The 25,027-nt window shown below is 48.0% G+C and carries 20 protein-coding genes; 18 read left to right on the top strand and 2 right to left on the bottom strand.

The genetic code is table 11. The annotated features are described in order from the left end of the window. Positions 1–114: 114 nt before the first annotated feature. Positions 115–1,524: an aldehyde dehydrogenase family protein gene (locus F6I03_RS03300; protein ID WP_070431177.1), complete on the top strand. Its 1,410-nt coding sequence runs from the start codon at positions 115–117 to the stop codon at positions 1,522–1,524. A gap of 415 nt (positions 1,525–1,939) precedes the next feature. Here F6I03_RS03300 and F6I03_RS03295 read toward each other — a convergent pair whose 3' ends face one another. After that, positions 1,940–2,293 (bottom strand): single-stranded DNA-binding protein, encoded by a 354-nt coding sequence (locus F6I03_RS03295; RefSeq protein WP_070431178.1) that lies wholly within the window; start codon positions 2,291–2,293, stop codon positions 1,940–1,942. 163 nt (positions 2,294–2,456) lie between these two features. Between F6I03_RS03295 and F6I03_RS03290 the strand changes: the two genes are divergently transcribed. From F6I03_RS03290 to F6I03_RS03280, 3 genes are read left to right on the top strand one after another with little or no spacing between them, the layout of a single operon-like run. After that, positions 2,457–3,200, top strand: a complete 744-nt coding sequence (locus F6I03_RS03290; protein WP_070431179.1) for a response regulator transcription factor — start codon at positions 2,457–2,459, stop codon at positions 3,198–3,200. Between the two features lies 1 nt (position 3,201). Then, positions 3,202–4,644 (top strand): sensor histidine kinase, encoded by a 1,443-nt coding sequence (locus tag F6I03_RS03285; RefSeq protein WP_070431180.1) that lies wholly within the window; start codon positions 3,202–3,204, stop codon positions 4,642–4,644. Continuing rightward, the gene (locus tag F6I03_RS03280) at positions 4,622–5,809 is read left to right on the top strand and encodes a class I SAM-dependent rRNA methyltransferase (protein WP_224788484.1); all 1,188 of its coding nucleotides are present in this window, start codon (positions 4,622–4,624) and stop codon (positions 5,807–5,809) included. The genes F6I03_RS03285 and F6I03_RS03280 overlap by 23 nt, the downstream gene beginning before the upstream one ends. 150 nt (positions 5,810–5,959) lie before the next feature. Here the strand turns inward: F6I03_RS03280 and F6I03_RS03275 are convergent, their stop codons facing one another. Beyond that, positions 5,960–7,228 carry an NAD(P)/FAD-dependent oxidoreductase gene (locus F6I03_RS03275; protein ID WP_070431181.1) on the bottom strand — a complete coding sequence of 423 codons (1,269 nt, stop codon included), beginning with the start codon at positions 7,226–7,228 and terminating at the stop codon, positions 5,960–5,962. 109 nt (positions 7,229–7,337) lie between these two features. On the opposite strand from F6I03_RS03275, the gene F6I03_RS03270 reads away from it, so the two are divergent. From F6I03_RS03270 to gatA, 14 genes are all read left to right on the top strand, one after another. Next, positions 7,338–8,039: an ABC transporter ATP-binding protein gene (locus F6I03_RS03270; protein ID WP_070626243.1), complete on the top strand. Its 702-nt coding sequence runs from the start codon at positions 7,338–7,340 to the stop codon at positions 8,037–8,039. Positions 8,040–8,047: 8 nt separating this feature from the next. Continuing rightward, positions 8,048–10,834 (top strand): ABC transporter permease, encoded by a 2,787-nt coding sequence (locus tag F6I03_RS03265; protein WP_070431183.1) that lies wholly within the window; start codon positions 8,048–8,050, stop codon positions 10,832–10,834. Positions 10,835–11,004: 170 nt separating this feature from the next. Then, complete coding sequence (locus F6I03_RS03260) at positions 11,005–12,174, top strand: ABC transporter substrate-binding protein (RefSeq protein WP_070431184.1); 1,170 nt, start codon at positions 11,005–11,007, stop codon at positions 12,172–12,174. A 126-nt stretch (positions 12,175–12,300) separates the two neighbouring features. Next, positions 12,301–13,179 carry a branched-chain amino acid ABC transporter permease gene (locus F6I03_RS03255; protein WP_083290585.1) on the top strand — a complete coding sequence of 293 codons (879 nt, stop codon included), beginning with the start codon at positions 12,301–12,303 and terminating at the stop codon, positions 13,177–13,179. Positions 13,180–13,187: 8 nt separating this feature from the next. Continuing rightward, positions 13,188–14,174 carry a branched-chain amino acid ABC transporter permease gene (locus F6I03_RS03250; protein WP_070431185.1) on the top strand — a complete coding sequence of 329 codons (987 nt, stop codon included), beginning with the start codon at positions 13,188–13,190 and terminating at the stop codon, positions 14,172–14,174. Between the two features lies 1 nt (position 14,175). Next, positions 14,176–14,940, top strand: coding sequence for an ABC transporter ATP-binding protein (locus tag F6I03_RS03245; RefSeq protein WP_070431186.1), 765 nt, complete (start codon positions 14,176–14,178; stop codon positions 14,938–14,940). Between the two features lies 1 nt (position 14,941). Continuing rightward, positions 14,942–15,649, top strand: a complete 708-nt coding sequence (locus F6I03_RS03240; protein ID WP_070431187.1) for an ABC transporter ATP-binding protein — start codon at positions 14,942–14,944, stop codon at positions 15,647–15,649. A 132-nt stretch (positions 15,650–15,781) separates the two neighbouring features. Then, positions 15,782–16,408 carry a glycoside hydrolase family 73 protein gene (locus F6I03_RS03235; RefSeq protein ID WP_070431188.1) on the top strand — a complete coding sequence of 209 codons (627 nt, stop codon included), beginning with the start codon at positions 15,782–15,784 and terminating at the stop codon, positions 16,406–16,408. 76 nt (positions 16,409–16,484) lie between these two features. Beyond that, positions 16,485–17,141, top strand: coding sequence for a GntR family transcriptional regulator (locus F6I03_RS03230; protein WP_070431189.1), 657 nt, complete (start codon positions 16,485–16,487; stop codon positions 17,139–17,141). A 248-nt stretch (positions 17,142–17,389) separates the two neighbouring features. Further along, positions 17,390–19,864, top strand: a complete 2,475-nt coding sequence (locus F6I03_RS03225) for a UvrD-helicase domain-containing protein (RefSeq protein ID WP_070431190.1) — start codon at positions 17,390–17,392, stop codon at positions 19,862–19,864. Positions 19,865–19,883: 19 nt separating this feature from the next. Next, positions 19,884–21,878, top strand: coding sequence for an NAD-dependent DNA ligase LigA (gene ligA / locus F6I03_RS03220; RefSeq protein ID WP_070431191.1), 1,995 nt, complete (start codon positions 19,884–19,886; stop codon positions 21,876–21,878). A 66-nt stretch (positions 21,879–21,944) separates the two neighbouring features. Continuing rightward, positions 21,945–23,084 carry a CamS family sex pheromone protein gene (locus F6I03_RS03215; protein ID WP_070431192.1) on the top strand — a complete coding sequence of 380 codons (1,140 nt, stop codon included), beginning with the start codon at positions 21,945–21,947 and terminating at the stop codon, positions 23,082–23,084. A 175-nt stretch (positions 23,085–23,259) separates the two neighbouring features. Continuing rightward, entirely contained in the window at positions 23,260–23,565 is a 306-nt protein-coding gene (gene gatC, locus F6I03_RS03210) for an Asp-tRNA(Asn)/Glu-tRNA(Gln) amidotransferase subunit GatC (RefSeq protein WP_070431193.1), read from the top strand. After that, complete coding sequence (gene gatA / locus F6I03_RS03205; protein WP_070431194.1) at positions 23,565–25,019, top strand: Asp-tRNA(Asn)/Glu-tRNA(Gln) amidotransferase subunit GatA; 1,455 nt, start codon at positions 23,565–23,567, stop codon at positions 25,017–25,019. The genes gatC and gatA overlap by 1 nt, the downstream gene beginning before the upstream one ends. The last annotated feature ends 8 nt before the right edge of the window (positions 25,020–25,027 follow it).

The raw sequence follows: 25,027 nt of genomic DNA, 5'->3' as shown, positions 1-25,027 counted from the left end.
ATAAGCAATAAATCGATAATTTTGGTTAAACTGTGTTACAATGAGATAACCCTGAGTTAAATGTGGGTTTAACTTAGCGTATTCTCATTAAAATCAGAAAGAAGTGATATTGACATGACAGATTATCAATTTTATATTGATGGTGAATGGCGCAACGCCTCATCCAATGAGTGGATGGAAGTTAAAAACCCAGCCAATGGCGAAATCGTTGGTCGTGTTCCACGTGGGACTGCTGAGGATATGAATGCTGCAGTCGCAGCGGCTAAGGCAGCCTTTCCAGCTTGGAATGAAACCAGCTTAGAAGAGCGGACAGCCTTATTGAAGAAGGTCCGTGACGGCATTGCAGCTCGTCAGGATGAAATTGCTGATATCATTGTCCAAGAGTTAGGGGCACCTATTAGCCTCGCCCGTTCTAAACATGTCCAACAACCGATTAAGGAAATGGACGACATGTTCGATGACTTAGAGAATGTTCATTTTGAAGAGGATATTGATGGGACCCAAGTGGTTAAAGAAGGCTTTGGCGTCGTAGCTTGTGTGACCCCTTGGAATTTCCCACTGACCCAGATTGAACGTAAGATTGGTCCTGCTCTGATTGCTGGGAATACCGTTGTTGTTAAACCAGCGACCGATACCCCAATTACAGCGGTGCTATTGGCTGAAATTTGCCATGAAGCCGGCTTGCCTAAGGGTGTCTTTAACCTGGTAACGGGACAAGGAAGCCAAGTCGGGGATGTTCTAACCGAACACAAGGATGTCGATGTGATTTCCTTTACAGGTTCAACCACAGTTGGCCGTCACCTCTACCAACATGCCAGCTTCACGATTAAAAAGTTAATCTTAGAATTAGGTGGAAAATCACCACTCATCTATATGCCAGGTGGCGACCTTGATTATGCCGTGAAGAAATCTATGGATACGGTAGTCAATAACTGTGGCCAGACATGCTCAGCCTTGACCCGCCTCTTAGTTCCACGTGAGGAATTAGAAGCTGCTAACCAAAGTATCCTCGATTACTACGAAAAGAATGTCGTGATTGGTGATCCAACCGATCCCGATACCGTAGTAGGCCCTGTTGTTTCTGAACGCCAAAAAGAAACCGTTGAATCCTATATTCAAAAGGGTAAAGAAGAAGGCGCTCGTGTCCTTCTTGGTGGCGGTAAGATTGACCGTGAAGGTTACTATGTTGAACCAACAGTCTTTACAGATGTTGACAACAAGATGGTCATTGCCCAAGAAGAAATCTTTGGCCCAGTGCTCTGCGTAATCCCTTACGACAGCCTAGAAGAAGCCATTGAAATTGCTAATGATAGTGAATATGGTTTATCTGGCGCTGTGGTTGGCCCAAGCGATGAAGAAGCAATCGCCGTTGCCCGTAAGATTCGGACAGGATCTGTTTACATTAACAAGTCCGGCAAGAGTAACAAGGCCCCTTACGGTGGTTACAAACAATCCGGTATCGGACGTGAAAACGGCCGCTACGGCGTTCAAGACTATCTCGAAATCAAATCCATTTATAAGTAAAGGGTGTGAGAGGATGCGGGAGAAAGGGGCCTCTGGAGTAAAAGGCTAGAGAAGCTCGGAGAGTTTCGGCAGCCTTTTGCGAAGAGGAGCCCTTTCTGCATCCTCGAACCCGACTAGTAAAGGGTGTGAGCAAAGGCGTTCAGAAAGGGATGACTGGAGGTAAAAGGGATAAGAGCGGCTGCAAGCCGGTCGTTCCCTTTTGCTGAAATCACTCCAATTCTGCCAGACCGAACCCAACTAAAGGATGTGAGGGCGCGCGTTTAGAAGTGGACCTCTGGAGCAAAAGACCGAAGAAGTCTGAAAGACTTCGAAGGGGTTTTGTGAAGAGGAGCCAGTTCTGCGCGACCGAACTCAACTAAAAAGAAACAGGCTGCTTTGATGCGGCCTGTTTTTGATAGGGGAGGGATTCTTTATTTTAGTCTTTGGCGACTTGGATTGTCATGACCTTGTCTGTATCTGTCAACTTCTTACGCAGGAAAGTGACATCACTAATAACAATTTCAATGGCGGTTTGCTGTCTGCCTTCTTTAGTCTCGTAGCGTCGGCTTTGGATCCGACCAACGAGACCGATTTCATCGCCTTTTTCTAGATATTTGGCAATCAGGCGGGCAGTCCCATTCCAAGCGACTATCGGGATAAAGTCGGCTTCTTGCTTTTGGTTAGTGTGTCGGTTAATCGCAATTAGATTATTCAAGACCGCATTGCCATTGGGGAAGTCTTTGATTTCAACCTCAACAGCCAGGCGGCCGATGCAAGCTACTTGATTCATTTATTCTCACCTCCTATTAGATATATAAACGAAAAAAGCTGAAATTCACGAAACAATTTTAAAAAGTTTTTACTTCAAGTCATGTTAAATAAGGTACAATAGTTTTGAAGACTCACATAAGATTTATTTTACTTGTGAAGGATAAAGAAAGTGGGGACCTGGAATGCATATACTAATGATTGATGATGACGCTTCGATCTGCGAAATGATGGGCATGTACTTTGATAGAGAAGATGGTTGGACAGCTGACTTTATTGCGGATGGTCAGGAGGGTTGGGAGTATTTTCTAGACCATGAAGACGAGATTGAGATGATTATTTTAGACTTAAACTTGCCGTCTTTAAATGGCAGGGAAATCTGTAAGAAAATTCGGGCCCGAAATAAGATGGTACCCATCATCATGCTAACGGCTCGGGATAGTGAGAGCGATCAGGTTCTCGGACTGGAATTAGGGGCGGATGATTATGTGACCAAGCCCTTTAGTTTGCTCACCATGGTTGCCCGAATGAAGGCCCTCTACCGCCGCTACCAAGAAGAGCAAGACCAACTATCCAAGCTAGACCAGGGCGAGGGAGTAGCTGACGACCAGGCTTCGGGTCATATTATCAAGACCCGGTCGATACGGATTAATACCAAGACCCGGGAAGCCTATTACGGAGATCAAGAAATCAAAGACCTGACCCCTAAAGAATTTGATATCCTAGCTCTCTTGGCTGCCCATCCTAAGCAAGTTTTTACCCGTGAGAATTTGCTCAGCAGCCTTTGGGAAGAGCCCTTCTATGGGGATGAACGAACCGTTGATGCCCATATCAAGAAACTGCGCCATAAGATGGAAGCCCTGGGCCCACAAGTGATCCAAACAGTCTGGGGTGTAGGCTACAAGTTTGACGAAACTGAGGAGGGTTAGTTTGCGTTATTTTTACCAACTCTTGCTAGCCTTTATTGTTGTTATTTTGTTCACTTTATCAGGCCTCTCCTATACAATGTTAAGGATTCCTGAGGAGCGCTTCCAGAACCAGACCGCCCAGAAATTGGACGCCATGGCTGATTATTTTCAGGGCCATGCAGTGAGTTCAAACTTCTTGGCGGATAAGCAAGAGCTCCTGGAGCGTGCCGGCATTAAGATTTTTCTCTATGATCAGAATGCCCAGCTTATATACCCCAAGCAGGAACCTGAGGGCGCGGAAGTGGTGTCCGCTTATCTCGACCGCCAGGATTTAGCGAGCTTGGAGGCAGGAACGCGCCAGCCAATGCGAGCCTTTGATATGGGCTTCTCCAAGGAAGATGGGGATGCCTTAGCCACCTTTGTCCCCCACTTTGACACTGAGGGGCGTTACCAGGGATTTGTTGCGATTGGGATGAACAATATGGCGTTTGGCCACCGTTTCTGGGGGAGCCGGATGTCTACCCTGCTCGCTGTCTTAATGGTAGGCGGTGTCGCTTTCCTCATTGCTTTAGGCATTTCTTACTTTATGAACCAGCGCCTCGGACGCATCCGCCATGCCACTAAGGAAGTAGCGGATGGTAACTATGCTGTTCGCCTGCCCCAAGACTACGATGATGAGATTGGGGATTTGACCCGGGACTTTAACCGCATGGCAGCATCACTTGAGCATTCAATTGAGGAAATTAACCGCCAGGAGAACATCCGCCGCCAGTTTATGCTGGATGTTGCCCATGAGATGCGTACGCCCTTAACGACGATGAATGGACTCTTGGAAGGCTTGCGTTACCAATTAATTCCTGAAAAACATTATAAACGGAGTATTGAACTTGTCCATAATGAGACCCAGCGTTTGACCCGACTGGTTAATCAGAACCTGGACTATGAGAAGATCCGTTCCCAGGAGATCTTCCTCATGCCGATGACCTTTAAGGTGCGGCAAATGTTTGAAGATCTTGCTTTACAATTGGATGAGGCAGCTAAAAGTAAGGGGGATGAGATCCTCATTGATTGTTCGGAAGAAACCGAGGTTTATGCGGACTGGGACCGGCTCCGGCAGATTCTCTTTAATATTAGTCAGAATGCCATTCAATTTACGGACCAAGGCCAGATTAAGTTGCAAGCCCGGGAGACGAGCCAGGGCACAGAAATTCAAATCATGGATACAGGTATAGGAATGACAGAAGAAGAATTAGCTAATATTTGGGAACGTTTCTACAAGGCTGATGAGTCCCGCAAGTCGTCTGCTTATGGCGAATCTGGGCTCGGTTTGGCTATTGTCCAGGAACTGGTCCATGCGCATGGTGCCCAGGTAGAGGTTGAGAGTGAACCTGGCCAAGGGACGCGCTTTATTTTAAACTTTCCCAAAGCAAAGGAGGAAGACCGTGACGAAGAAAATGAAAGTTAGACTCAAACACGAGGCTGCCCAGGCCCTGCGCCAAGGCCGTCCCCTTTTGCAAGCGGATGATTTTATGGAAGACCTCTCCTTCAGTGAAGGGGACCAGGCTTATCTGACCGATCCGAAGGGGAACTTCCTTGCCATGGCCTACCTGGCTAAGCAAAACAAAGGCTTGGGCTGGGCCTATAGTTACCAAGAGGGGCAAGCCTTAGACCAGGCCTTCTTTGGTCAACTCTTTAGCCAGGCTAAGGCTAGACGCCAGAGCTTATTTGAAGACGAATTGACCACCGCCTTCCGCTTCTTTAATGGGGAGGGGGATGGTCTGGGTGGCTTGACTGTAGACCTCTATGGGGACTATCTGCTCATCCAATGGTATTCTTTAGGAATCTATGCCTATCGTTCAGCCATTGTAGCTGCCCTCCTGGAAGTCATGCCAAACTGCTTGGGTATCGTAGGCAAAAATCGCTTCCAGAGTCAAGACCAGCTGGCTAGTGAATGGCTGGCTGGGGAGGAGGCACCTGAACATTTTACCGTACTCGAGGAGGGACGCCGCTATGTGGTCCGACTCAATGACCATTGGATGACAGGAATTTTCCTCGACCAACGTGAGGTAAGAACTTATATCCAAACCGAATTGGCTATGGGTAAGCGGGTGCTCAACACCTTCTCCTATACGGGAGCCTTCTCGGTGGCTGCTGCCCTGGCTGGGGCTAGCCAGACCACTAGTGTGGACCTAGCTAACCGCAGCCGTGATTTAACCGAAGAACAATTCCGTGCCAATCATATTCCTGTAGAGGACCAGGAAATTTATGTGATGGACACCTTCGACTACTACAAGTATGCCCAACGCCATGACAAATTCTATGATTTGATTATCATGGATCCTCCTAGCTTTGCCCGCAATAAGAAGAAGGTTTTCAAGGTTAATAAGGACTATCCCAAGCTGCTTGCCGGAGCTCTAGATATTCTAGCTCAACATGGCTACCTAGTCTGCAGCACCAATGCGTCGAATTATAGTCCTGCTGCCTTTAAAGCAGATATTAAAAAAGGGGCTAAAAAGGCCCAACGTCACTTACAATTAATCCAAGAATTTAAATTGCCTGGGGACTTTCCTGTCCCTGCTCATAGTCCGGAAAGTGACTATCTGAAGGTATTGATTTACCGGGCTGATTAAAAAACAGCACCGCTTGAACTCTCCGGTTTAGGCGGTGCTGTCTTTATAAGATCTTTTATTGTTAAGTCTGGATCTTTCTTCTATTCCTCCAGTCAAAAGCGGCAGGAATGGCTCCCAAAGCTTTTCTTGACCAAGGCTTTGCCCTAGCAGTTAAGCCATACTGAGCGCTTGGTAAGCTGCACTTTCGCCTGCTGCATGGCCTGTGACGAAAGCTGCGGTGATGTTATAGCCCCCTGTATAGCCGTTGATATCAAGGAGCTCGCCGCAAATAAAGACTTGCGGATGGCGCTTACTCTGCATACTATAGGGATCGACCTCATCTAAAGTCAGGCCACCGCCTGTGACGAAGGCTTTGTCAAGCGATAGACTCCCATCAACCTTGAAGCGGAAATCTTTGATGACCTCGACCAGGGCTGCCCATTGCTTCTTAGAAAGGTCTTGGCAGGGGGTCAGGGGCGGGACACCTGCCTGCTGACAAAGAAATTCCGCATAACGTTCGGGCAAGCTTTCTTTGAGGGCATTGCGGATGGCCTTGGCCCTGTAGTCCGCTTGGAGGTCAGCATAGGCTTGTATGAGACTCTCTTTGCTGCGACTGGGCAGGGCATCGAGCTTCAAGCTGACGGCTTTCTGTTTGCCTTGGCTGAGGAGCTGGTGGACAAACATGGAGCAGCGGAGGACCGCTGGGCCACTGACACCAAAATGGGTAAAGATCATATCCATTTGATGGCTGACCACTGCTTTCCCCTTGGCATCCAGGACCGTTAGCTCGATATCACGCAAGGATAAGCCGTGGAGGACTTTCTTTAGGATGAAAGACTCCGAAGAAGTGAGGGGGACTTCGGTCGGATAGATGGTTTGGATACTGTGGCCGAGGGCTTCTAGGATAGGGTAGGCGTCTCCTGTGCTACCTGTCCGAGGGTGGGCCCGACCTCCCATGGCGAGGACAACGGTTCGGGCCTGGAACTGGCGTTGGTCATCGATTCGAACACTAACGCCTTCTGCTTGAAGTTTGAGCGCCTTGACTTTAGCCTGGCAGATAATTTCAACTTTCAGACGCTTTAATTCATCGATAAAAGTTTGTAGAATCGTTTTGGCTGAATCGGAAACAGGGAACATCCGGCCATGGTCTTCTTCTTTGAGGGCCACGCCACGCGCTTCAAAGAAGGCCATAATATCTTGATTATCAAAACGAGAAAAGGCACTATAAAGAAATTTGCCGTTGCCAGGAATATGGTCAATAATATAGCGGGCTGGGCGCTTATTGGTTACATTGCAGCGGGTACCGCCTGTAAGCAAGAGCTTCTTACCCAGCTTGGGATTTTTTTCTAAGAGGAGGACCTTGGCCCCCGTTTGGGCAGCAGAACAAGCAGCCATGAGACCACTAGTGCCCCCACCAATGACAATGACATCATAAATCATAAAGAACTCCTTAAGTTTACTTATTTTAATTGCTTTTATTTTTAGCTGGTTTTTACTATTGATATACTAACAAAGTAACATATTATATAAAGAAAGGGAATGGTCAACGATGGCATATATTGAATTCAAAGATGTCGTTAAATCTTACGGTGAAGGCCGGTCCCAAGTGTTGGCAAATGACCACATGAACTTTGAGATTGAAGCGGGGGAATTTGTCGTCATCTTGGGGCCATCAGGAGCAGGCAAATCGACAACCTTAAATATTCTAGGGGGGATGGATAAGCCAACATCTGGTGAAATTTGGGTCGACGGTCAGGAAATTGGCCAATTTAACGACCGACAATTAACTAAATTTCGCCGGGATAATGTCGGCTTTGTCTTCCAATTCTATAATCTAATTCCCAACCTAACCGCCCGGGAAAATATTGAATTGAGCGAGCAAATTGCCCAGCAAGCGATTGCGGCTGACCAAGCTTTGGCAGCAGTGAGTCTAACGGACCGGCAAAATAACTTTCCAGCCCAGCTGTCGGGTGGAGAGCAGCAAAGGGTTTCGATTGCACGGGCCTTGGCTAAGAATCCTAAACTCTTGCTCTGTGATGAGCCGACAGGAGCTTTGGATAATGAGACCGGTCAACAGGTCCTGGCCTTGCTCCAGAAGCAGTCCCGTGAACAAGATACGACGGTCATCGTGATCACCCACAACCGGGCCATTGCGCCCATGGCTGACCGCGTCATTGAAATTAAGAACGGTCAGGTGGCAGACAGTTACTTGCAGGCTGAGCCCAAGACTGTTTCAGAGATTGAATGGTAGGGGTGACTATGAAGAAAACAGCTCTATGGAAAGATAGTTTCCGCGAAATTAAAAATAGCTTTTCCCGTTTCATTGCGCTATTAGGTATTATTTTCTTAGGGGCCGGCTTTTTCGTAGGGATCCGGGCAGCGGCACCGAATATGCGCCATACGGCTAACCTTTACTTCCAAGACCAGCACTTACAAGATCTGAGCTTACAGGTAGACCAGGGCTTAACGGCCGAGGATATTGACCGAGTGGATGATTTGGAAGGGATTAAGGCTTATCCTTACCGCAGTGTCGACCGGGAAGAAACCCAGCAAGAAAGTCTCTTGCGCTTCCTGCCGAATTTTAATCAAATGGGTGACATTAACCAGTACAAGTTAAGGTCAGGTCGACTTCCAGAAAAAAATGATGAAGTTGCCCTAGATGCTCGTTTGGCTGAAGAAGGAGGCTATAACTACCAGATTGGCGATGTGATTGAGCTGGCTGAGCCTGACCAGGAAGTCAGCGATCAAGCACCTGGTCTAGCTAATAATCGCTTTACAGTGGTGGGCTTTGTTACGTCTCCCATGTATATCGACCAGAGTGCCCGGGGCAATAGCCCAATCGGCAAGGGCTCAATCGACGGCTTCGCTGTTGTCCAACCCGAGGCCTTTACCGGGGACTTGTATAGCCAGGTCGCCTTTAAGCTGGAGGGTGCAGAAGACCTTCCCGCCTATAGTAGGGCTTATGAAGAAGAAGTTGACCGGGCGAAGACAGAAGTGGAAGAGGCCCTGGATGGTCGGGCAGAAGAACGCTATCAGAAGAGTCAAGAGGACTTAGACCAGGAGATTCAGACAGCTGAAGAGGACTTGAAACCTGCCCAAAAGGCTATTCAAGAAGCCAAGGACCAAGTAAAAGCGGAGAAAGAAAGTTTAAAGGCCCAGGAAGATCAGGTCAAACAAGCGATAGACAGCTTAGGGCCTGGCGCTGCTGACCTGCCTCAGTTTGCCCAAGCCAGAGAAGGCTTAGACCAGGGGAAGTCGGCGATTAACCAGGCTGAAGAGGAAATTCAAGAAAAAGAAAAGGACTTGGCAGCAGGTCAAGAGAAATTGGACCAAGCTAAGACCTACAAGGAAGAAATGGAGGCGCCTAACTACCAGGTCAATGACCGTAGTCAGCTGAGCGGCTACAGTGAGTATGAGGATAATGCGGACCGAATTGCAGCCATTGCTCGGGTCTTTCCTCTTATTTTCTTCCTAGTGGCAGCCTTGGTGAGCTTCACGACGATGACACGCATGGTGGATGAGCAGCGGATCCAGCTCGGAACCCTCAAGGCTCTGGGCTACCGCTCTTCAGAAATTGCCATCAAATTTCTCCTCTACGCTGGACTAGCTAGTGTCACAGGAACCTTGCTCGGTGTGGCAGTGGGCAATTACCTCCTGCCAAATATCATTGTCAATGCTTACGGCATGCTCTATGACTTAGGCCAAGAAGTCTACTATGGTTTCTACTGGAAGGATTTCCTACTGGCCCTCTCCATCTCCCTGCTCACGACAGTTGGGCCAGCTTGGCTGGTCACTCGCAATTCTTTAACTGAACCAGCAGCTGTGCTCATGCGACCTAAGCCGCCTAAACAAGGCCAGCGGATTCTCTTAGAGCGCTGGACTTGGTTCTGGCAAAGATTAAGCTTCAACAATAAGATTAGCTTGCGCAACCTCTTCCGCTATAAAGGCCGCAATGCCATGACCTTGATTGGGGTAGCTGGTTCGACAGCCCTCTTGCTAACAGGATTTGGGATATCGGACTCGATATCTGGTTTGGCTGACCGGCAATTTATTGAGCTTGAGCATGCCCAAGCTATCGTCCAGTACCGGCCTAAGCTTTCCGAGGGAGAAGTGGACGACTTGAACCAGACCATCCGCCAGCACGACCAGGTGGCAGATGCCCTGCCCCTCTATAGTGCCAGCTATCAAACGACGGATGAAGGGGTCAACCAACAGACGGTTTCTCTCCATGCTCTGGACCCATCCAGTAATTACCAAGACTTCTATGCCCTAGCCGATGTGAAGACAGGGGAACGCATGAGCTTACCCGAAGATGGCGTGCTCATTAATCACAAGCTCGCTAAATTGCTGGGGATTCAAGCAGGAGACGCCATCAGCTTAGAAGATCCTGATGGTCAAGTGGTTGACTTGCCGGTCAAGGGCGTTTTTGAAAGTTATATTATGCACGATGTCTTTATGAGTCAGTCCGTCTATGAAGACTTCATCGGCCGCCTCCCTAGCCAAAACCAAGTGGAAATTAAGTTAGCGGACAATAGTCCTGAAGTAAAGGACCAGGTCATTGATGACCTAATGGCTGAAGAGGGGATTGTGACGGTCGTTAATATTGATCAATTCCGCCAGATGTTTAATGAAACCTTGGAGACCTTAAACTTGGTTACCTTGGTCTTGATTATTGCAGCGGCTATCCTGGCCTTCATCGTGCTCTATAGCCTAACAAATATTAATGTGTCGGAACGGATCCGTGAACTATCAACCATCAAGGTCCTAGGGGCTTACCCGCTCGAGGTCACCCTCTACATCTACCGGGAGACCCTCCTATTGACCCTGGCAGGTATCCTAGCCGGTCTAGCTATGGGCCAGGTCCTGACTACTTATATCCTGCAGACGGTTGAAGTGGATATCATGATCTTCCCCGCACAAATTCAAGGCCTGTCCTATCTCTATGCCAGCCTTCTAACCTTGGCCTTCTCCCTTATCGTGATGGCGATTATGCACTATAAATTGAAACAAGTGGATATGGTGGAAGCCCTCAAAGGGGTAGAATAAGATAGGAAAAAGCAGCTCCTAGCAGCTGCTTTTTTTGATTTTATAGAAACATTCTATTAAAAAAATAAGAAAGATGAGAAAAATCTGATAGAAATTTTAAAAAAAGCTTGACTTAATTGTCTGAAAATTCTAAACTATATCTCATAGCAAAAAAACAAGGAGGTTCAGGCATGTCAATTAAGAAATTTATGCTATTAATGATGAGCGCCCTGACTTTGGGAGCATGTTCCGCGCGAGCAACCCAACCAGCCAGTGGCGAGCAGGAAGAATACGATACGATCAAAATTGGTGGCAATCTGGAATTGTCCGGCGGGGTATCAGCCTATGGGATTGTCCAGAATAATGCCATCAAGTTAGCTATTGATGAGAAGAACGCCCAAGGTGGGGTCAATGGCAAACAAATTGAATATGAAGAGTATGACAATAAGTCGGCACCAGAAGAAGTGACCACAGGGGCAGCTCGGCTGGTCGATTTAGAAGATGTGGCAGTCCTCTTAGGGCCTGCAACGACGGGAAGTGTTGAAGCCCAGATTCCAATCGCCTTGCAGAGTCAGACGCCAATGATTACTCCGACTGCAACAGGGGACACCATCACCCTAGATAACCAAGGCAAGACCCTGCCAGAAGTCTTCCGGACCTGCTTCCAAGACTCTTTCCAAGGGGCCGCCTTAGGAGCTTTTGCCAACCAAAAAGGCTTCAAAAAAGCAGCAATTATTAAAGATAATGGGTCAGATTATGGGCAAAACTTAGCGGATGAATTTAAAAATACCTACCAGGGTGAGATTGTAGCCGATGAAAGCTATGTCACCAAGGAGACCGATTTCAGCGCGATCTTAACTAATGTGAAGCGTCAGGATGCGGATGTTATCTTCGTGGCAGGCTACTATGAAGAAGCTGGTCCCTTGATCAAGCAAGCAAGGGAGATGGGCATCCAAGCCGCTATTCTTGGGCCTGATGGTTTTGGTAACGAGGAGATTGTTAACCTAGCTGGTAAGAAGAACTTTACGGATATCTACTACGCTGCTCACTTCGTAGCCGATGAGAATTCTCCTCAAAGGACCAAGGACTTTATGAAGAATTACAAGGCCAGATACGGCACGGATCCTGATATGTTTGCGGCCCTGGCTTATGATGCGGCTTACCTCGCCTTCGATGCCATGGAACGTGCAGGCTCAGAGAAGCGGGAAGCGGTACGCCAGGCCCTCGAGGCAACCAAAGATTTTGAAGGGATTACAGGGACCTTCTCTATTGATGACAAGCACAACACAGTGAAGACAGCCTTTATTCTAGAGGCAAAGGAAGGAAAGGTCGTTGATTCAACAGCGATTGATCCAGAATAAAAGAAGTTCATGAGACCAGTGGACAGGCCACTCAGCAAAGCTTACAAGCTTTGGAAGTGGACTGTCTTCTCTCTTTGCGAGCGGCTGGTCCTTTGAACATTAGGCATAAAAGGAGGACGGATCAAAGTGGCTAATTTCTTGCAACAATTAATTAATGGGGTATCGCTCGGCAGCATCTATGCCTTGATGGCTCTTGGCTATACCATGGTATACGGCATTATTGGTTTGATTAACTTTGCCCACGGGGATATTTACATGGTGGGCGCATTTGTAGGCTTCAGCCTAGTGACTCAGACGGGCTTAGGGGTCTTACCTAGTATCTTAATTGCTATGATTTTCACAGCAATTTTAGGGGTAATTGTGGAACGTTTGGCTTACAAGCCTTTGCGTGGTCAGGCTCGGATTTCGGCTCTGATTACAGCAATCGGTGTTTCTTATCTCTTACAGAATGTCATGATTTATTTAGTGGGGCCAGAAGTTCGGGCCTTCCCGACGAACTTACCTAATCAAAGCTTTCACATTGGCCCCCTAGCTGTGTCGACCCAGCAGCTCTTGATTTTAGTGGTAACCATCATTCTGATGGCTGGCTTGCAGTTTACCGTGCAGCGTACCAAGATGGGCCAAGCCATGCGAGCTGTTTCTGTGGATGAGACAGCTGCACGCCTAATGGGGATTAACGTAGATCACGTGATTTCCTTTACCTTCGCCCTAGGTTCTGCCCTAGCTGGAGCAGGTGGGGTTTTGGTCGGGATCTACTACAATTCTATTTCCCCTTTGATGGGGCTGACTCCAGGGATTAAAGCCTTCGTTGCCGCTGTTCTTGGCGGGATTGGATCGATTCCAGGTGCCATGGTCGGCGGCCTCTTGATCGGTTGTATTGAAACCATGGTCTCCATGGTCGGCTTATCAACCTGGAAAGATGCTGTGGTTTATGGCGTATTGATTCTTATCTTACTGATGAAGCCAACGGGTCTCTTTGGTAAGACGGTTAAAGAGAAAGTGTAGGTGGTTTTGTGAGAACGAATTCTTGGGCAAAAAATTTCTTTAGTAAGTCGAGCCTTTCATGGATAGCCCTAATCCTGGGCGTCTTTGCCTTTATCCTAGCTTCTTATTGGACGGGCCAGGTCACTGCCTTTACACAGAATATCCTGATGAAGATTGGTATTAATATTATTCTGGCGGTTGGCCTGAACTTAATTGTAGGCTATGCCGGGCAATTCTCCCTGGGCCATGCCGGCTTTATGGCGATCGGGGCTTACAGTGCAGCCTTAGTTTCTAAGGCAGTCCCAGGTGTCCAGGGGATGTTTCTTGGTATGGGCATAGGCCTCGTGATTACCTTTGTTTTGGCTTTGCTAGTAGGGATTCCAACTTTGCGCTTGCGCGGGGACTATCTTGCTATTGCGACGCTAGGGATTGCGGAGATTATTCGGATTACCATCATGAACTTGGAGATTACCAATGGGGCAGCAGGGGTTGCCGGTATCCCACAAAATGTGAACTGGATTACCCTTTATGTCTTTGTGGTTATTACGACTTTGATTGTGGTGAATTTCATTCATTCTAGTCCGGGTCGGGCTATGATTGCGGTACGCGAAGATGAGATTGCAGCCGAATCAGTTGGCCTACAGACCACCCGCTATAAGACGATTGCCTTTGTTTTAGGGGCTTTGACTGCAAGCATTGCAGGTTCCCTCTATGCTTCTTACTTTGGGGTGATCACACCGAGCCAATTTACCTTCCAGAAATCAATTGATATTTTGATTATTGTTGTTTTCGGGGGAATCGGATCGATTACAGGGAGCTTTGCGGCAGCCATCCTCTTGGAATTATTGAATGTTATCCTAGCCCCTTACGGCCAGCTGCGGATGATTGTCTATGCGCTCGCCATCATTGCCATTATGATCTTTAAACCATCGGGCTTGATGGGAGAATTTGAACTGCGCTTTTCACCTTTCTTTAAACAAAATAAACAGTACTCTAAATTGAAGAAGGAGGATTAAAATGACTTTGTTAAAAGTAAATCATTTGACCAAAACATTTGGTGGCTTGACCGCCGTCTCCGACGTCAATTTAGCAATTGAAAGTAATGAACTGATTGGTCTGATCGGGCCGAACGGGGCAGGGAAAACGACTCTCTTCAACCTGATTACGGGAGTCTATGAACCGACGACTGGCAATATTGAATTTGCTGGTCAGGATATATCGGGGACCCAGCCGGAGAAGATCAACCGGGCAGGGATCGGCAGAACCTTCCAGAATATTCGTTTGTTTGCTAATCTAACGGTTTTAGAGAATGTGCTGATTGCTCTCCATGCTGAACATGGGGCCGGCTTCTTGACGAGTGTCTTACGCTTGCCAGCTTATTACCGCAACCGCAACCAGCTCTACCGTCGGGCGATTGAACTGCTTGAACTCTTTAACCTAGAAGACTTAGCCAATGAGAAGGCTAAGAACCTAGCCTACGGTCAGCAGCGGCGCTTAGAGATTGTCCGCGCCCTGGCAACTGAACCTCAATTGCTCTTCTTAGATGAGCCAGCAGCTGGGATGAACCCTCGTGAGACGGCGGAATTAACCGAATTAATCCACCGAATCAAGGATGAGTTAGGCATTACCGTTGTTTTAATTGAGCATGACATGTCCTTGGTCATGAATATTTGCGAACGAATCTATGTGCTAGAATACGGCAAAGTGATTGCTGAGGGAAGTCCAGAAGCTATCCAGTCTGATGAGCGCGTTATTAAAGCTTACTTAGGAGGTGTCGATTAAGATGTTAGATATCCGAGATATCCATGTCTCATATGGGATGATTGAGGCCCTCAAAGGGATTGATCTTAAGGTAGAAGAAGGTCAAATTGTTTCCCTGATTGGCTCCAATGGGGCAGGAAAAACGACCACCCTAAAGACCATTTCAGGTTTACTGCGGCCGACGACAGGGGAAATCCTCTTTGAAGGCAAGCCTTTGGAGAAGATGTCAACCATTCAAATAGTCCGCCAAGGTATTTCCCAGGTACCCGAAGGTCGACATGTCTTTCCGAAGATGACCGTCTATGAGAACCTCTTAATGGGAGCTTATTCGCGGACCGACCGTTTACAGATTATTGAAGATATTGAACATATGTTTGAATTCTTCCCGATTTTAAAGGAACGCCTGAACCAAGATGCTGCCACACTATCTGGCGGTGAACAGCAAATGCTGGCTATGGCCCGGGCATTAATGGCTAAGCCAAGATTACTCCTGCTCGATGAACCCTCCATGGGGCTAGCACCGATTATTATTCAACAGATCTTTGAAATTATTCAAAAGATCCATAAAGAAGAAGGTACTACGGTGCTCTTGATTGAGCAGAACGCTAAGTCTGCCTTAGAAATTTCCGATTATGCTTATGTCCTCGAAGTTGGTCAGATCACAGCAGAAGGCCGTGGCAGCGACCTTCTCAATTCAGAAGAAGTTCAAAAAGCTTACCTGGGCGGCTAATCGAAAGCTATCCACTGCATCCTTATTGACGCTTAACGTTGCGATAAGGGTGCAGTTTTTGAGTACTTGATTAAGTGACAAAGTTTCTTTTTGCAGGTGAATTGTGTAAAATAGAAGAGAAGGGGGAGTGCTATGGCAAAGCTTAAGAAAGCTCGATCAAGAAGACGTTCAAAGCGTTCGTGGGGGCAGAAGCTCCTCTTAGGCCTGCTTTTTATCTTTGCTTTGGGGCTCCTAGTCTGGCCCTCCTTTAGATTAGAGCGCCATGAGGAAGACCAGACGGCTGAAGAATTTCTGGATGAGATTGGCCAATACGCCATGGCCAATGCCAAAAATTCTGGGGTCTTGCCTAGCCTCGTTGTGGCCCAAGCAGCTATTGAATCGGACTTTGGCCGCAGCCAGCTCGCTCGGGATTATAATAATCTTTTTGGGCGTAAGGCTTATGGCGGCGAGCGCTCTGTTGACTTACCCACCCAGGAATACACAGAATCGGGCTATCAGACGGTAGAGGCGCCCTTCAAAGTGTATCCGTCTTGGCGGGCGGCAGTGGTCGATCACGGACGCTTGATGCAGGAGGGGACAGATTGGAATCCAGACCTTTACCTCGCCGTGCGCCAGGCTGAGGATCCCAAGACAGCGGCCTATGCCCTCCAGGCAGCAGGCTATGCGACAGACCCCCATTATGCAGAAAAATTAATTGAAATCATCCAAACTTATGGTTTGGATAAGTACGATAAGATGGATAGAAATACAATATTTTAAACTTTGCATTTTTAATTCTTTGTGCTATATTAAAAGTAAGTTAAAAAGAACTCACAGTCGATTGGAGGGGAATTTGGTGGCCAAGTCACAGAGCTATAAAGATACGGCTTATGAGTATCTAAAAGAACGTATAGATAATAATATTTTGTTGCCTGATACCCACTTGAAGGAGGTCGAAATCGCCAACAAGTTAGGGATGAGTCGGACACCCGTACGTCGTGCCATGGCCCAACTTGAAGAAGAAGGTTATGTTAAGATTGAGCCTTATAAAGGAGCGGTTGTGATCAAATCTTCTTTAACTTCAACGGCTATTGTGGAGCGGCTACAGTTTGTTGAATTGATGGCGATGCACTTATTCCAACATATGCAGAACAAGGATATCCATGTGGATAAAGAAGAGTTACATGAGATTGTCCAGGAAATGGAACGTGGCAGAGACTCTGAGGATGATGCGACTTATTATGCAGCGGAATTTAAACTTTTTCGCTTTTTAGCCTTCTATCATCCTAATTCTTACTTCCGTCAAATTGGCTTAAGCACCATTGCTACCCTGCATGAACTTTACTTAAAGAATGTCAAGGCAGACCAGCGGAATTTTGCCAAGGAACGGAATGAAACCTCAGATGTATATCCCGAATTTATCCGCGCCATTGAAGAAGCAGACTATCCCAATGCCAGAAAACAAGTTCGGATATGGATGAACCAGCTAATACTCAACCAAATCAATAGCTAAACAGGGTGCGAGCAAAGGCGTTTAGAAAGGGATGACTGGAGGCAAAGCGGAAAAGAGCGGCTGCAAGCCGGTCGTTCCACTTTGCTGAAGTCACTCCCTTTCTGCCTTTGCGAACTCAACCACAGTCAACTTACCGATAAAGAAGGCCTTTACTTGGGCCTTTTTTCTTGTCTTGACAGGGCCCTAGTGATTGAAGGGACCAGGGATAAATGATAGACTTGAGAAGTATTTAGTGAAGGGAGACGAAGATGGCAAGCAGGGAAGAATTAATCAAAGGACTTAACGATAAACAAAAAGAAGCCGTGCAAACGACAGAAGGGCCGCTCTTAATTATGGCCGGGGCGGGTTCGGGGAAGACCCGGGTCTTGACCCACCGGATGGCCTATATTCTCAGTGAAAAAGATGTTCGCCCTTGGAACTTATTGGCGATAACCTTTACCAATAAGGCTGCCAAAGAAATGCGCGAACGGGTAAACCAATTGATCGGACAGGGCGCAGAAGCGATGTGGGTTTCAACCTTCCACTCCATGTGCGTCCGTATCCTCAGACGTGAGGCTGAAGCAATTGGACTCTCACGGTCTTTCACCATTGCGGATCCAGCCGAACAACAGACCCTGATCAAACAAGTGATGAAGGATCTGAATATCGACTCGACGAAGTTCAAACCCCGGATGATCTTAGGCAAGATCTCGGATGCTAAGAATAACTTGCAAACGCCTGACCAGTATGCCGATAGCCATTCAGGCCTGATTGAAGATATGGTTGCCAAAGCTTACGCAGCCTATCAGAAGCAGTTACTGGCTGCCCAATCTTTGGACTTCGACGATCTCATCATGTACACAGTCCGCCTGTTCGACGAGCAGAAGGACGTCTTGCGCTATTACCAGCAGAAATTCCAATACATCCATGTCGATGAATACCAGGATACCAACGAAGCCCAGTACCGCTTAGTCAAATTATTGGCCGCCTATTTCAAAAATATTTGCGTGGTCGGCGATGCCGACCAGTCCATCTATGGCTGGCGGGGGGCCAATATGGAGAATATCCTGAACTTTGAGAAGGATTATCCAGAAGCTAAAGTTGTCCTCTTGGAGCAGAATTACCGGTCGACAAAGACGATTCTGGCTGCAGCTAACGACGTCATTGGCCAAAACCAGAAGCGGAAAGAAAAAGACCTCTGGACCGACAATGACCAAGGGGAGAAGATTCACTATTACCGGGCTCAAACGGAACAAGACGAGAGCTATTTTGTCATTGAAGAAATTAAAAAAGCCCTTCAAAAAGGTTACCAGCATAAAGATGTAGCTGTACTCTATCGGACCAATGCCCAATCCCGGGTGGTCGAAGAAAATCTCGTTAAAGCCAACCTCCCCTATCGGATTGTAGGCGGCCTGAAGTTCTATGATCGTAAAGAAATTAAAGATATCTTGGCCTACCTGCGCCTCCTGGCCAATCCCCAAGATAATCTCAGCTTTACCCGGGTTGTTAATGTGCCTAAGCGAGGTGTAGGACCAGGCAGTCTAGATAAATTGCGGCAATTTGCAAATGACCAGGGCTTGACCCTGCTCCAAGCAGCAGGCCATGTGGACTATGCTCCCATATCAGGCAAGGCGGCTAAGTCGCTGAAGCATTTTGCTCAGTTCTTAGCCGACTTAAATCGTGAGCGTTCAGAGCTCAGTATTCGTGAGCTTACAGAGAAGGTCTTAGACCAGTCTGGCTACCAGGCAGACCTAGAAGGGCAGAAGACCCTAGAAGCCCAGACACGTCTGGAAAATATCCAAGAATTCCTATCCGTTGCGGATGAATTCGACAAGCGCTGGCGCGAGGAAGCAGGAGACCGTCAATTAGCGGCTGAGGCTGATGACCAAGGCCAGCCTGTTCCAGTGGAAGCCATTCAATTGCCGGAAGGGCCGGGGCAACCTGCTCAGAGTCAGGAAGCCGTTAGTCTCTTTGGGGACGACACCTTGGACCGCTTGTTGGAGGAAGACGGCGTAGCGGGGCCTGAACTGGAAGAAGACCGCCTACTGGCCTTTCTTACCGACCTTTCCTTAGTGTCAGATACCGCTGAAGAGGAGGAGACATCTAGCGGGCAAGTGACCCTTATGACCCTCCATGCGGCCAAGGGCTTAGAATTTCCCATTGTCTTCATGATTGGTATGGAAGAAGGCCTCTTCCCGTTGTCCCGGGCAGCCCAGGATCCTGATGAATTAGAAGAAGAGCGCCGTCTGGCCTATGTTGGGATTACCCGGGCCGAAGAGAAACTTTACCTCAGTAATAGCTATAGTCGCATGCTCTACGGCAAGCGCGAGGCCCACGCCCCCTCACGTTTTATTGAGGAGATTGATGCAGACTTGCTTGACCATTCGACTGGTTCAGCTGGCAGTCTAGCTTCTTACTTTAGCCGGAGCCAGGGGCAGTCAGGCAGGTCTTATCGCGACCATATCAAGCAGGGACGGCAGGAAAGGGCAGGGGCCCAGACCTATTATGACCGTCAAAGAAAAGAAGCCAAACGTTCTGTCTTTGATAAGCCCCAGGTACCGTCTGACCAGGCAGACCAAGCAAGTACCTGGCGCGTGGGCGACAAGGCCCAACATAAGAAGTGGGGCTTAGGAACCGTGGTGAAAGTGACAGGCGAAGGAAATGACCAAGAGCTCGATATTGCCTTTAAAGCCCAGGGGATTAAACGCCTGCTCGCAGCCTTTGCACCAATTGAAAAAGTTTAAAAAGGAGGGGTCAAAGTCAGTGGATGCTAAAGAAGAAATTCAGAAATTGACCGAGGAATTGAACCACTACGCTTATGAATATTATGTTTTAGACCAGCCGAGTGTGACCGATGCGGATTATGACCAAGCCTACCGCCGTTTGGAGCAATTGGAAGCCCGCAATCCTGACTATATTCAAGCCGATTCGCCGACCCAACGTGTGGGAGATAAGCTAGACAATCGTTTTGAAAAAGTTCAGCACCCAACCCCTATGTTATCTTTGGGAGATGTCTTTGACCGCCAGGAATTAGAAGACTTCATGGCCTCTGTTGAACGCGGCCTAGGCTTTATGCCGCGCTTTGTTTGTGAAATGAAAATTGATGGCTTATCTGTCTCGATTCGCTACCAGGGGGGCGCCTACCAGGGAGCGGCCACCCGGGGAGATGGAAGCGTTGGCGAGGATATCACAGCCAATGTGAAGACGATTGCTGCTGTACCTATGCGTCTCCGTGAGGCCCATGACCTAGAAGTCCGCGGGGAAATCTATATGCCTAAGGATTCCTTCAAACAATTAAATGACCAACGCGAAGAGGCAGGTCAAGCGACCTTTGCCAATCCCCGTAATTCAGCAGCCGGCTCGGTCCGTCAACTGGATCCTAAGGTGACGGCTCAAAGAAAGTTGAATGTTTTTCTCTATAGTGGCGTCTTCGATGAGTCATTAGGGGTGGCGAGCCAGTCTGACTTACTCGCTCGTCTGCCAGAACTTGGCTTGCGCGTCAATCCCCATTACCGGGTCTGTGAGAATGCAGAAGAGGTTTGGGCTTATGTAGATGAAGTCCAAGAGCAACGCCATGAGCTGGCTTATGAAATCGATGGGATCGTGATTAAGGTTGACCGCTTTGAAGACCAGGAAGCTCTGGGCTATACGGTCAAAGCACCGCGCTGGGCCATTGCCTACAAGTTTCCGGCTGAACAAGCCCAGACAGAATTACTGGACATTGAGTGGACGGTGGGACGGACAGGTGTGGTTACTCCAACCGCGGTTATGACCCCTGTCCTCCTAGCCGGCTCGACCGTCCAACGGGCGAGTCTCCATAATGCGGATTTGATCCAGGATAAAGACCTGCGCTTAGGGGACCAAATTATTATCCACAAGGCGGGGGACATCATCCCGGAAGTAGTTCGGGTCCTCGAAGATGAGCGCCCAGCAGACAGTCAAGCCTATAAGATTCCTGAAACTTGTCCGGTCTGTGGGAGCGACTTAATCCATTTAGAAGATGAGGTCGCCTTGCGCTGCGTGAACCCTGCTTGTCCTGCCCAAGCTAAGGAGAAGCTCTATCATTTCGTTTCACGCCAGGCGATGGATATTAGTGGTGTGGGCCCGCGTTTATTGGAGCAACTCTATGACCGGGACCTGGTAGGGGATCCTTCTGACCTCTATCATTTAGATAAGGAAAGCCTACTAGCCCTCGATAAGGTCGGGGATAAGTCAGCTGATAATATCCTAAGAGCCATTGAAGACTCCAAAGAGAATTCTCTGGAGCGCCTGCTCTTTGCCCTGGGTATCCGTCATGTTGGGGCCAAGGCGGCCAAGGACCTGGCAGCTCACTTCCCGAGTATGGATGCCCTGGTCGCGGCCAATAAGTCAGCCTATCTCGCAGTGGATGGAATCGGAGAAATTATTGCCGATTCCCTCGAAGAATTCTTTGCCAATGATGAGGTTTTGGCCTTAGTCGACCGCTTGCGGGCCAGTGGGCTCAATATGACTTATCTTGGTGCCAGTCCTGAGAGCCTAGCCGACCAGGATTCTTTCTGGCAAGGAAAGACAGTGGTTTTAACGGGTAAGCTGGAACACTATACCCGCCAAGAAGCCAAGGCCGCCATTGAAGCCTTAGGTGGGAAGGTAACAGCTTCTGTGTCTAAGAATACGGATATCCTGGTTGCAGGTGCTGAGGCAGGGAGTAAGCTAGCTAAAGCTCAGTCCCTGGATATCACCATCTTTACAGAAGCAGATATGGTCGACCGCCTCGGTTAAAGAACTTGCAAGAAAATTATGCTAAAATAAAGGAAAATAGTTTTTAAAATAAGGGGAACACGAGTCATGAAACGATTACACTATAAGTTAGGCCTGCTTGCCTGTTTGGCCCTGGCTCTCGCGGGCTGTCAGACGCCAGACCAGGCAGAGGAGGGCCAGGCCCAAGACCAGGCGCAAAGTGGGCAGGAGGCGCAGACTGATGACCAGGAGGCGCCAGCTCTCTCCATCAACCACTACCCTGCTGCGATTGAAGAGGGTCATTATAAGATGAGTGAGAGCCGGGGCTTGATGGCCCGTCCGACTTCAGAGGCTAATATGCGCAATTTTGAAGAAGGCCTCTACCGGATAGCGGAGGGTCAGTTCTCAACAGAAGAATACTACTTCCAAGAGGGTCAGCTGATTACCCGTGAGATGGCCAACCAATGGCTAGGGGCAAAGACCGAGGATAATCCTGAGGGCCTCAACCCGGAAGCTAGCGCTTCAGATAAGCGAGAGGATTACCAACCCAAGTATCTGAACAGTATCCTAGAATATAATTTCATGAAGAAAGATGATGAGGATAATTACAAGCTAGAAGGTGTAACGATCGGGCTAGCCCTCAATTCAGAAGATACCTTCAGCAATGGAGAAAGCCAGGAAAAGATTGCGATTGACAAGGACCAGGCCTTAGAACATGGTAAGCAAATTGCCGAGGAAGTGGTGGCACGAATTCGCAAGGACAAGAAGTATGCCAAACTTCCTATCCAAGTGGCCCTCTTCTATAATGGGCCCACGGATAGCCTAGCTGGGGGTGCCTATGCGGCAGAAGTCGTCTCTGTTGCGGGGACAGCTTTCTCAGATTGGGAGAATTATGATACCCAGAACCATGCCCTCGGCGTCGATTCTGGAGCAGCAGAAGAGGATAATGTCGCTTTTGCACGTTTTACTTCTGAAGTTGAAGATTTCTTCCCTCGGTTGAGCGGCATTTCTGGGGTTGGGACTTATGAAGAAGGCCGACTGAGTCAGATTGATATTGAAATCAATACTCAATTTGATGGTTACTCAGAGATTATTGCCCTTGTCCAACATACCATGAATACTGCCAATACGATCTTTAGAAATAACCGCGGTGCTATCACGATTCGAGTTGAAGGACCGAGTGGGATGCGAGCCATTATGGAAAGGCAAGCCGGTGAGAATAACTTCACTTATGAGATGATCTCATAAGCTTGGGCTGGATCCTGGCCGTTGTGACCCTATTCTGATTATGATAAAATAAGAAAGATGACAGTCTATACTGGACATCTCCCACTAAGTGTTGGTGCTGACCGGATCTTTTATAGGCAATCCAATCGAAATTTGAACTGAATGTTATTAAGCAATCGACTAAGGAGGCGACAACATGGAAGTCAATCAAGATTTAATTCAACATGTTGCAAAATTAGCAAAATTATCCTTTACGGATGAAGAAATTGAGAAAATTACCGGTAAATTTGAAAATATTATCCACATGGTCGACCAGTTAGAGGAAGTGGACACGACAGATACACCGATTATGACTTGGGGCATTGACCTAGAAAATGTTTTGCGTGAAGATGAGCCTGTACCAGGCCCAGGCGCTGATGTGCTCTTGAAGAATGCGCAAACCCCTCGTGATGGTTTTATTGGTGTGCCAACAGTTATCGATGAAAGTGAGGACAATGCCTAATGAGTAAGAGATTTGAGGAAACAATCCGTGGCTTGAATAAACAGTTGGTCGACGGCGACATCACAGCTGTTGAGCTAGTTAAAGAAACGATTGCACGGATCAAAGACCTAGACAAGACTTACAATGCTTTTATCAGCTTGAACGAGGAAGCCGCCCTAGAAGCAGCCAAGGCGAGTGATGAAGCTGGCTATAGCGAAGAACGTCCTCTTCAAGGGATTCCTTTGGGGATCAAGGACAATATCATTACGGAAAACCTGCGGACAACAGCCGCTTCTCGGATGTTAGAAAACTTTGTGCCGGTTTATAATTCGACGGTCTGCGAGCGCTTAGAAGCTGCTGGTGCGATTATTATTGGTAAGCTTAACATGGATGAATTCGCCATGGGTGGCTCAACCGAAACTTCCTATTTTGGTCCAACCCGCAACCCATGGGACACTGACCGGGTACCTGGTGGGTCTTCCGGTGGTTCTGCTGCAGCGGTAGCCGGGGGCGAAGTGGTTGCAGCCCTAGGTTCTGATACTGGGGGCTCTATCCGCCAACCAGCTGCTTTTACAGGTATCGTGGGTCTAAAGCCAACTTATGGCCTCGTTTCGCGCTGGGGCTTAATTGCCTTCGGGAGCTCATTTGACCAAATTGGCCCAATGACGCGGACAGTGGAAGATAATGCGATTATTTTAGAAGCTATTGCTGGCCATGATGACCATGATTCCACAACAGCAGACCTCAGTGTGCCTAAATACAGTCAAAGTCTCCAAGATGGGATTGAAGGCTTGAAGGTCGCTGTTCCTAAAGAATTCTTCGCAGAAGGTGTCGATGAAAAAGTACAAAAGAATGTCCGCCAAGCGATTGCTAAATTAGAAGAATTAGGGGCTGTTGTTGAAGAAGTAAGCATTCCCCATTTGAAATACGGGATTCCAGCTTACTATATTCTTGCCTCATCAGAAGCTTCCTCTAACCTCCAACGTTTTGACGGTGTCCGTTATGGCTACCGGGCAGAAGACGTTAAGGACTTGGAAGACCTCTATGTGCGTACACGTTCTGAAGGCTTCGGCTCAGAAGTTAAGATGCGGATTATGCTAGGGACCTTTGCCTTATCTTCAGGTTACTTTGATGCCTACTTTAATAAGGCAGGTAAGGTCCGCTACCTCTTGCGTGAAGAGTTGGCTTCCGTCTTTGAGAAATATGATATTATTGCGGGACCTGTCGCAACCACACCAGCCTATAAATTGGGTGAACGGGTCGACGATCCTCTACAAATGTACATGGCTGACCTCTTAACCGTGCCTGTCAACCTAGCTGGTCTTCCAGGTATGTCGGTTCCAGCTGGATTTGATGAAGATGGCTTGCCAATCGGTCTGCAATTAATCGGCAACTACTTCGATGAGTCCACGCTTTACAAGACAGCTTATGCCTTCGAACAAGCAAATGACTACCAAAGCAAACACCCAGAATAGGAGGAAAC

Source organism: Aerococcus sanguinicola, from assembly GCF_008726925.1.
Classification (GTDB): Bacteria; Bacillota; Bacilli; order Lactobacillales; family Aerococcaceae; genus Aerococcus.
Note: the sequence above shows the minus strand (reverse complement) of the source record. Positions and strands in the feature narration are given on the sequence as shown.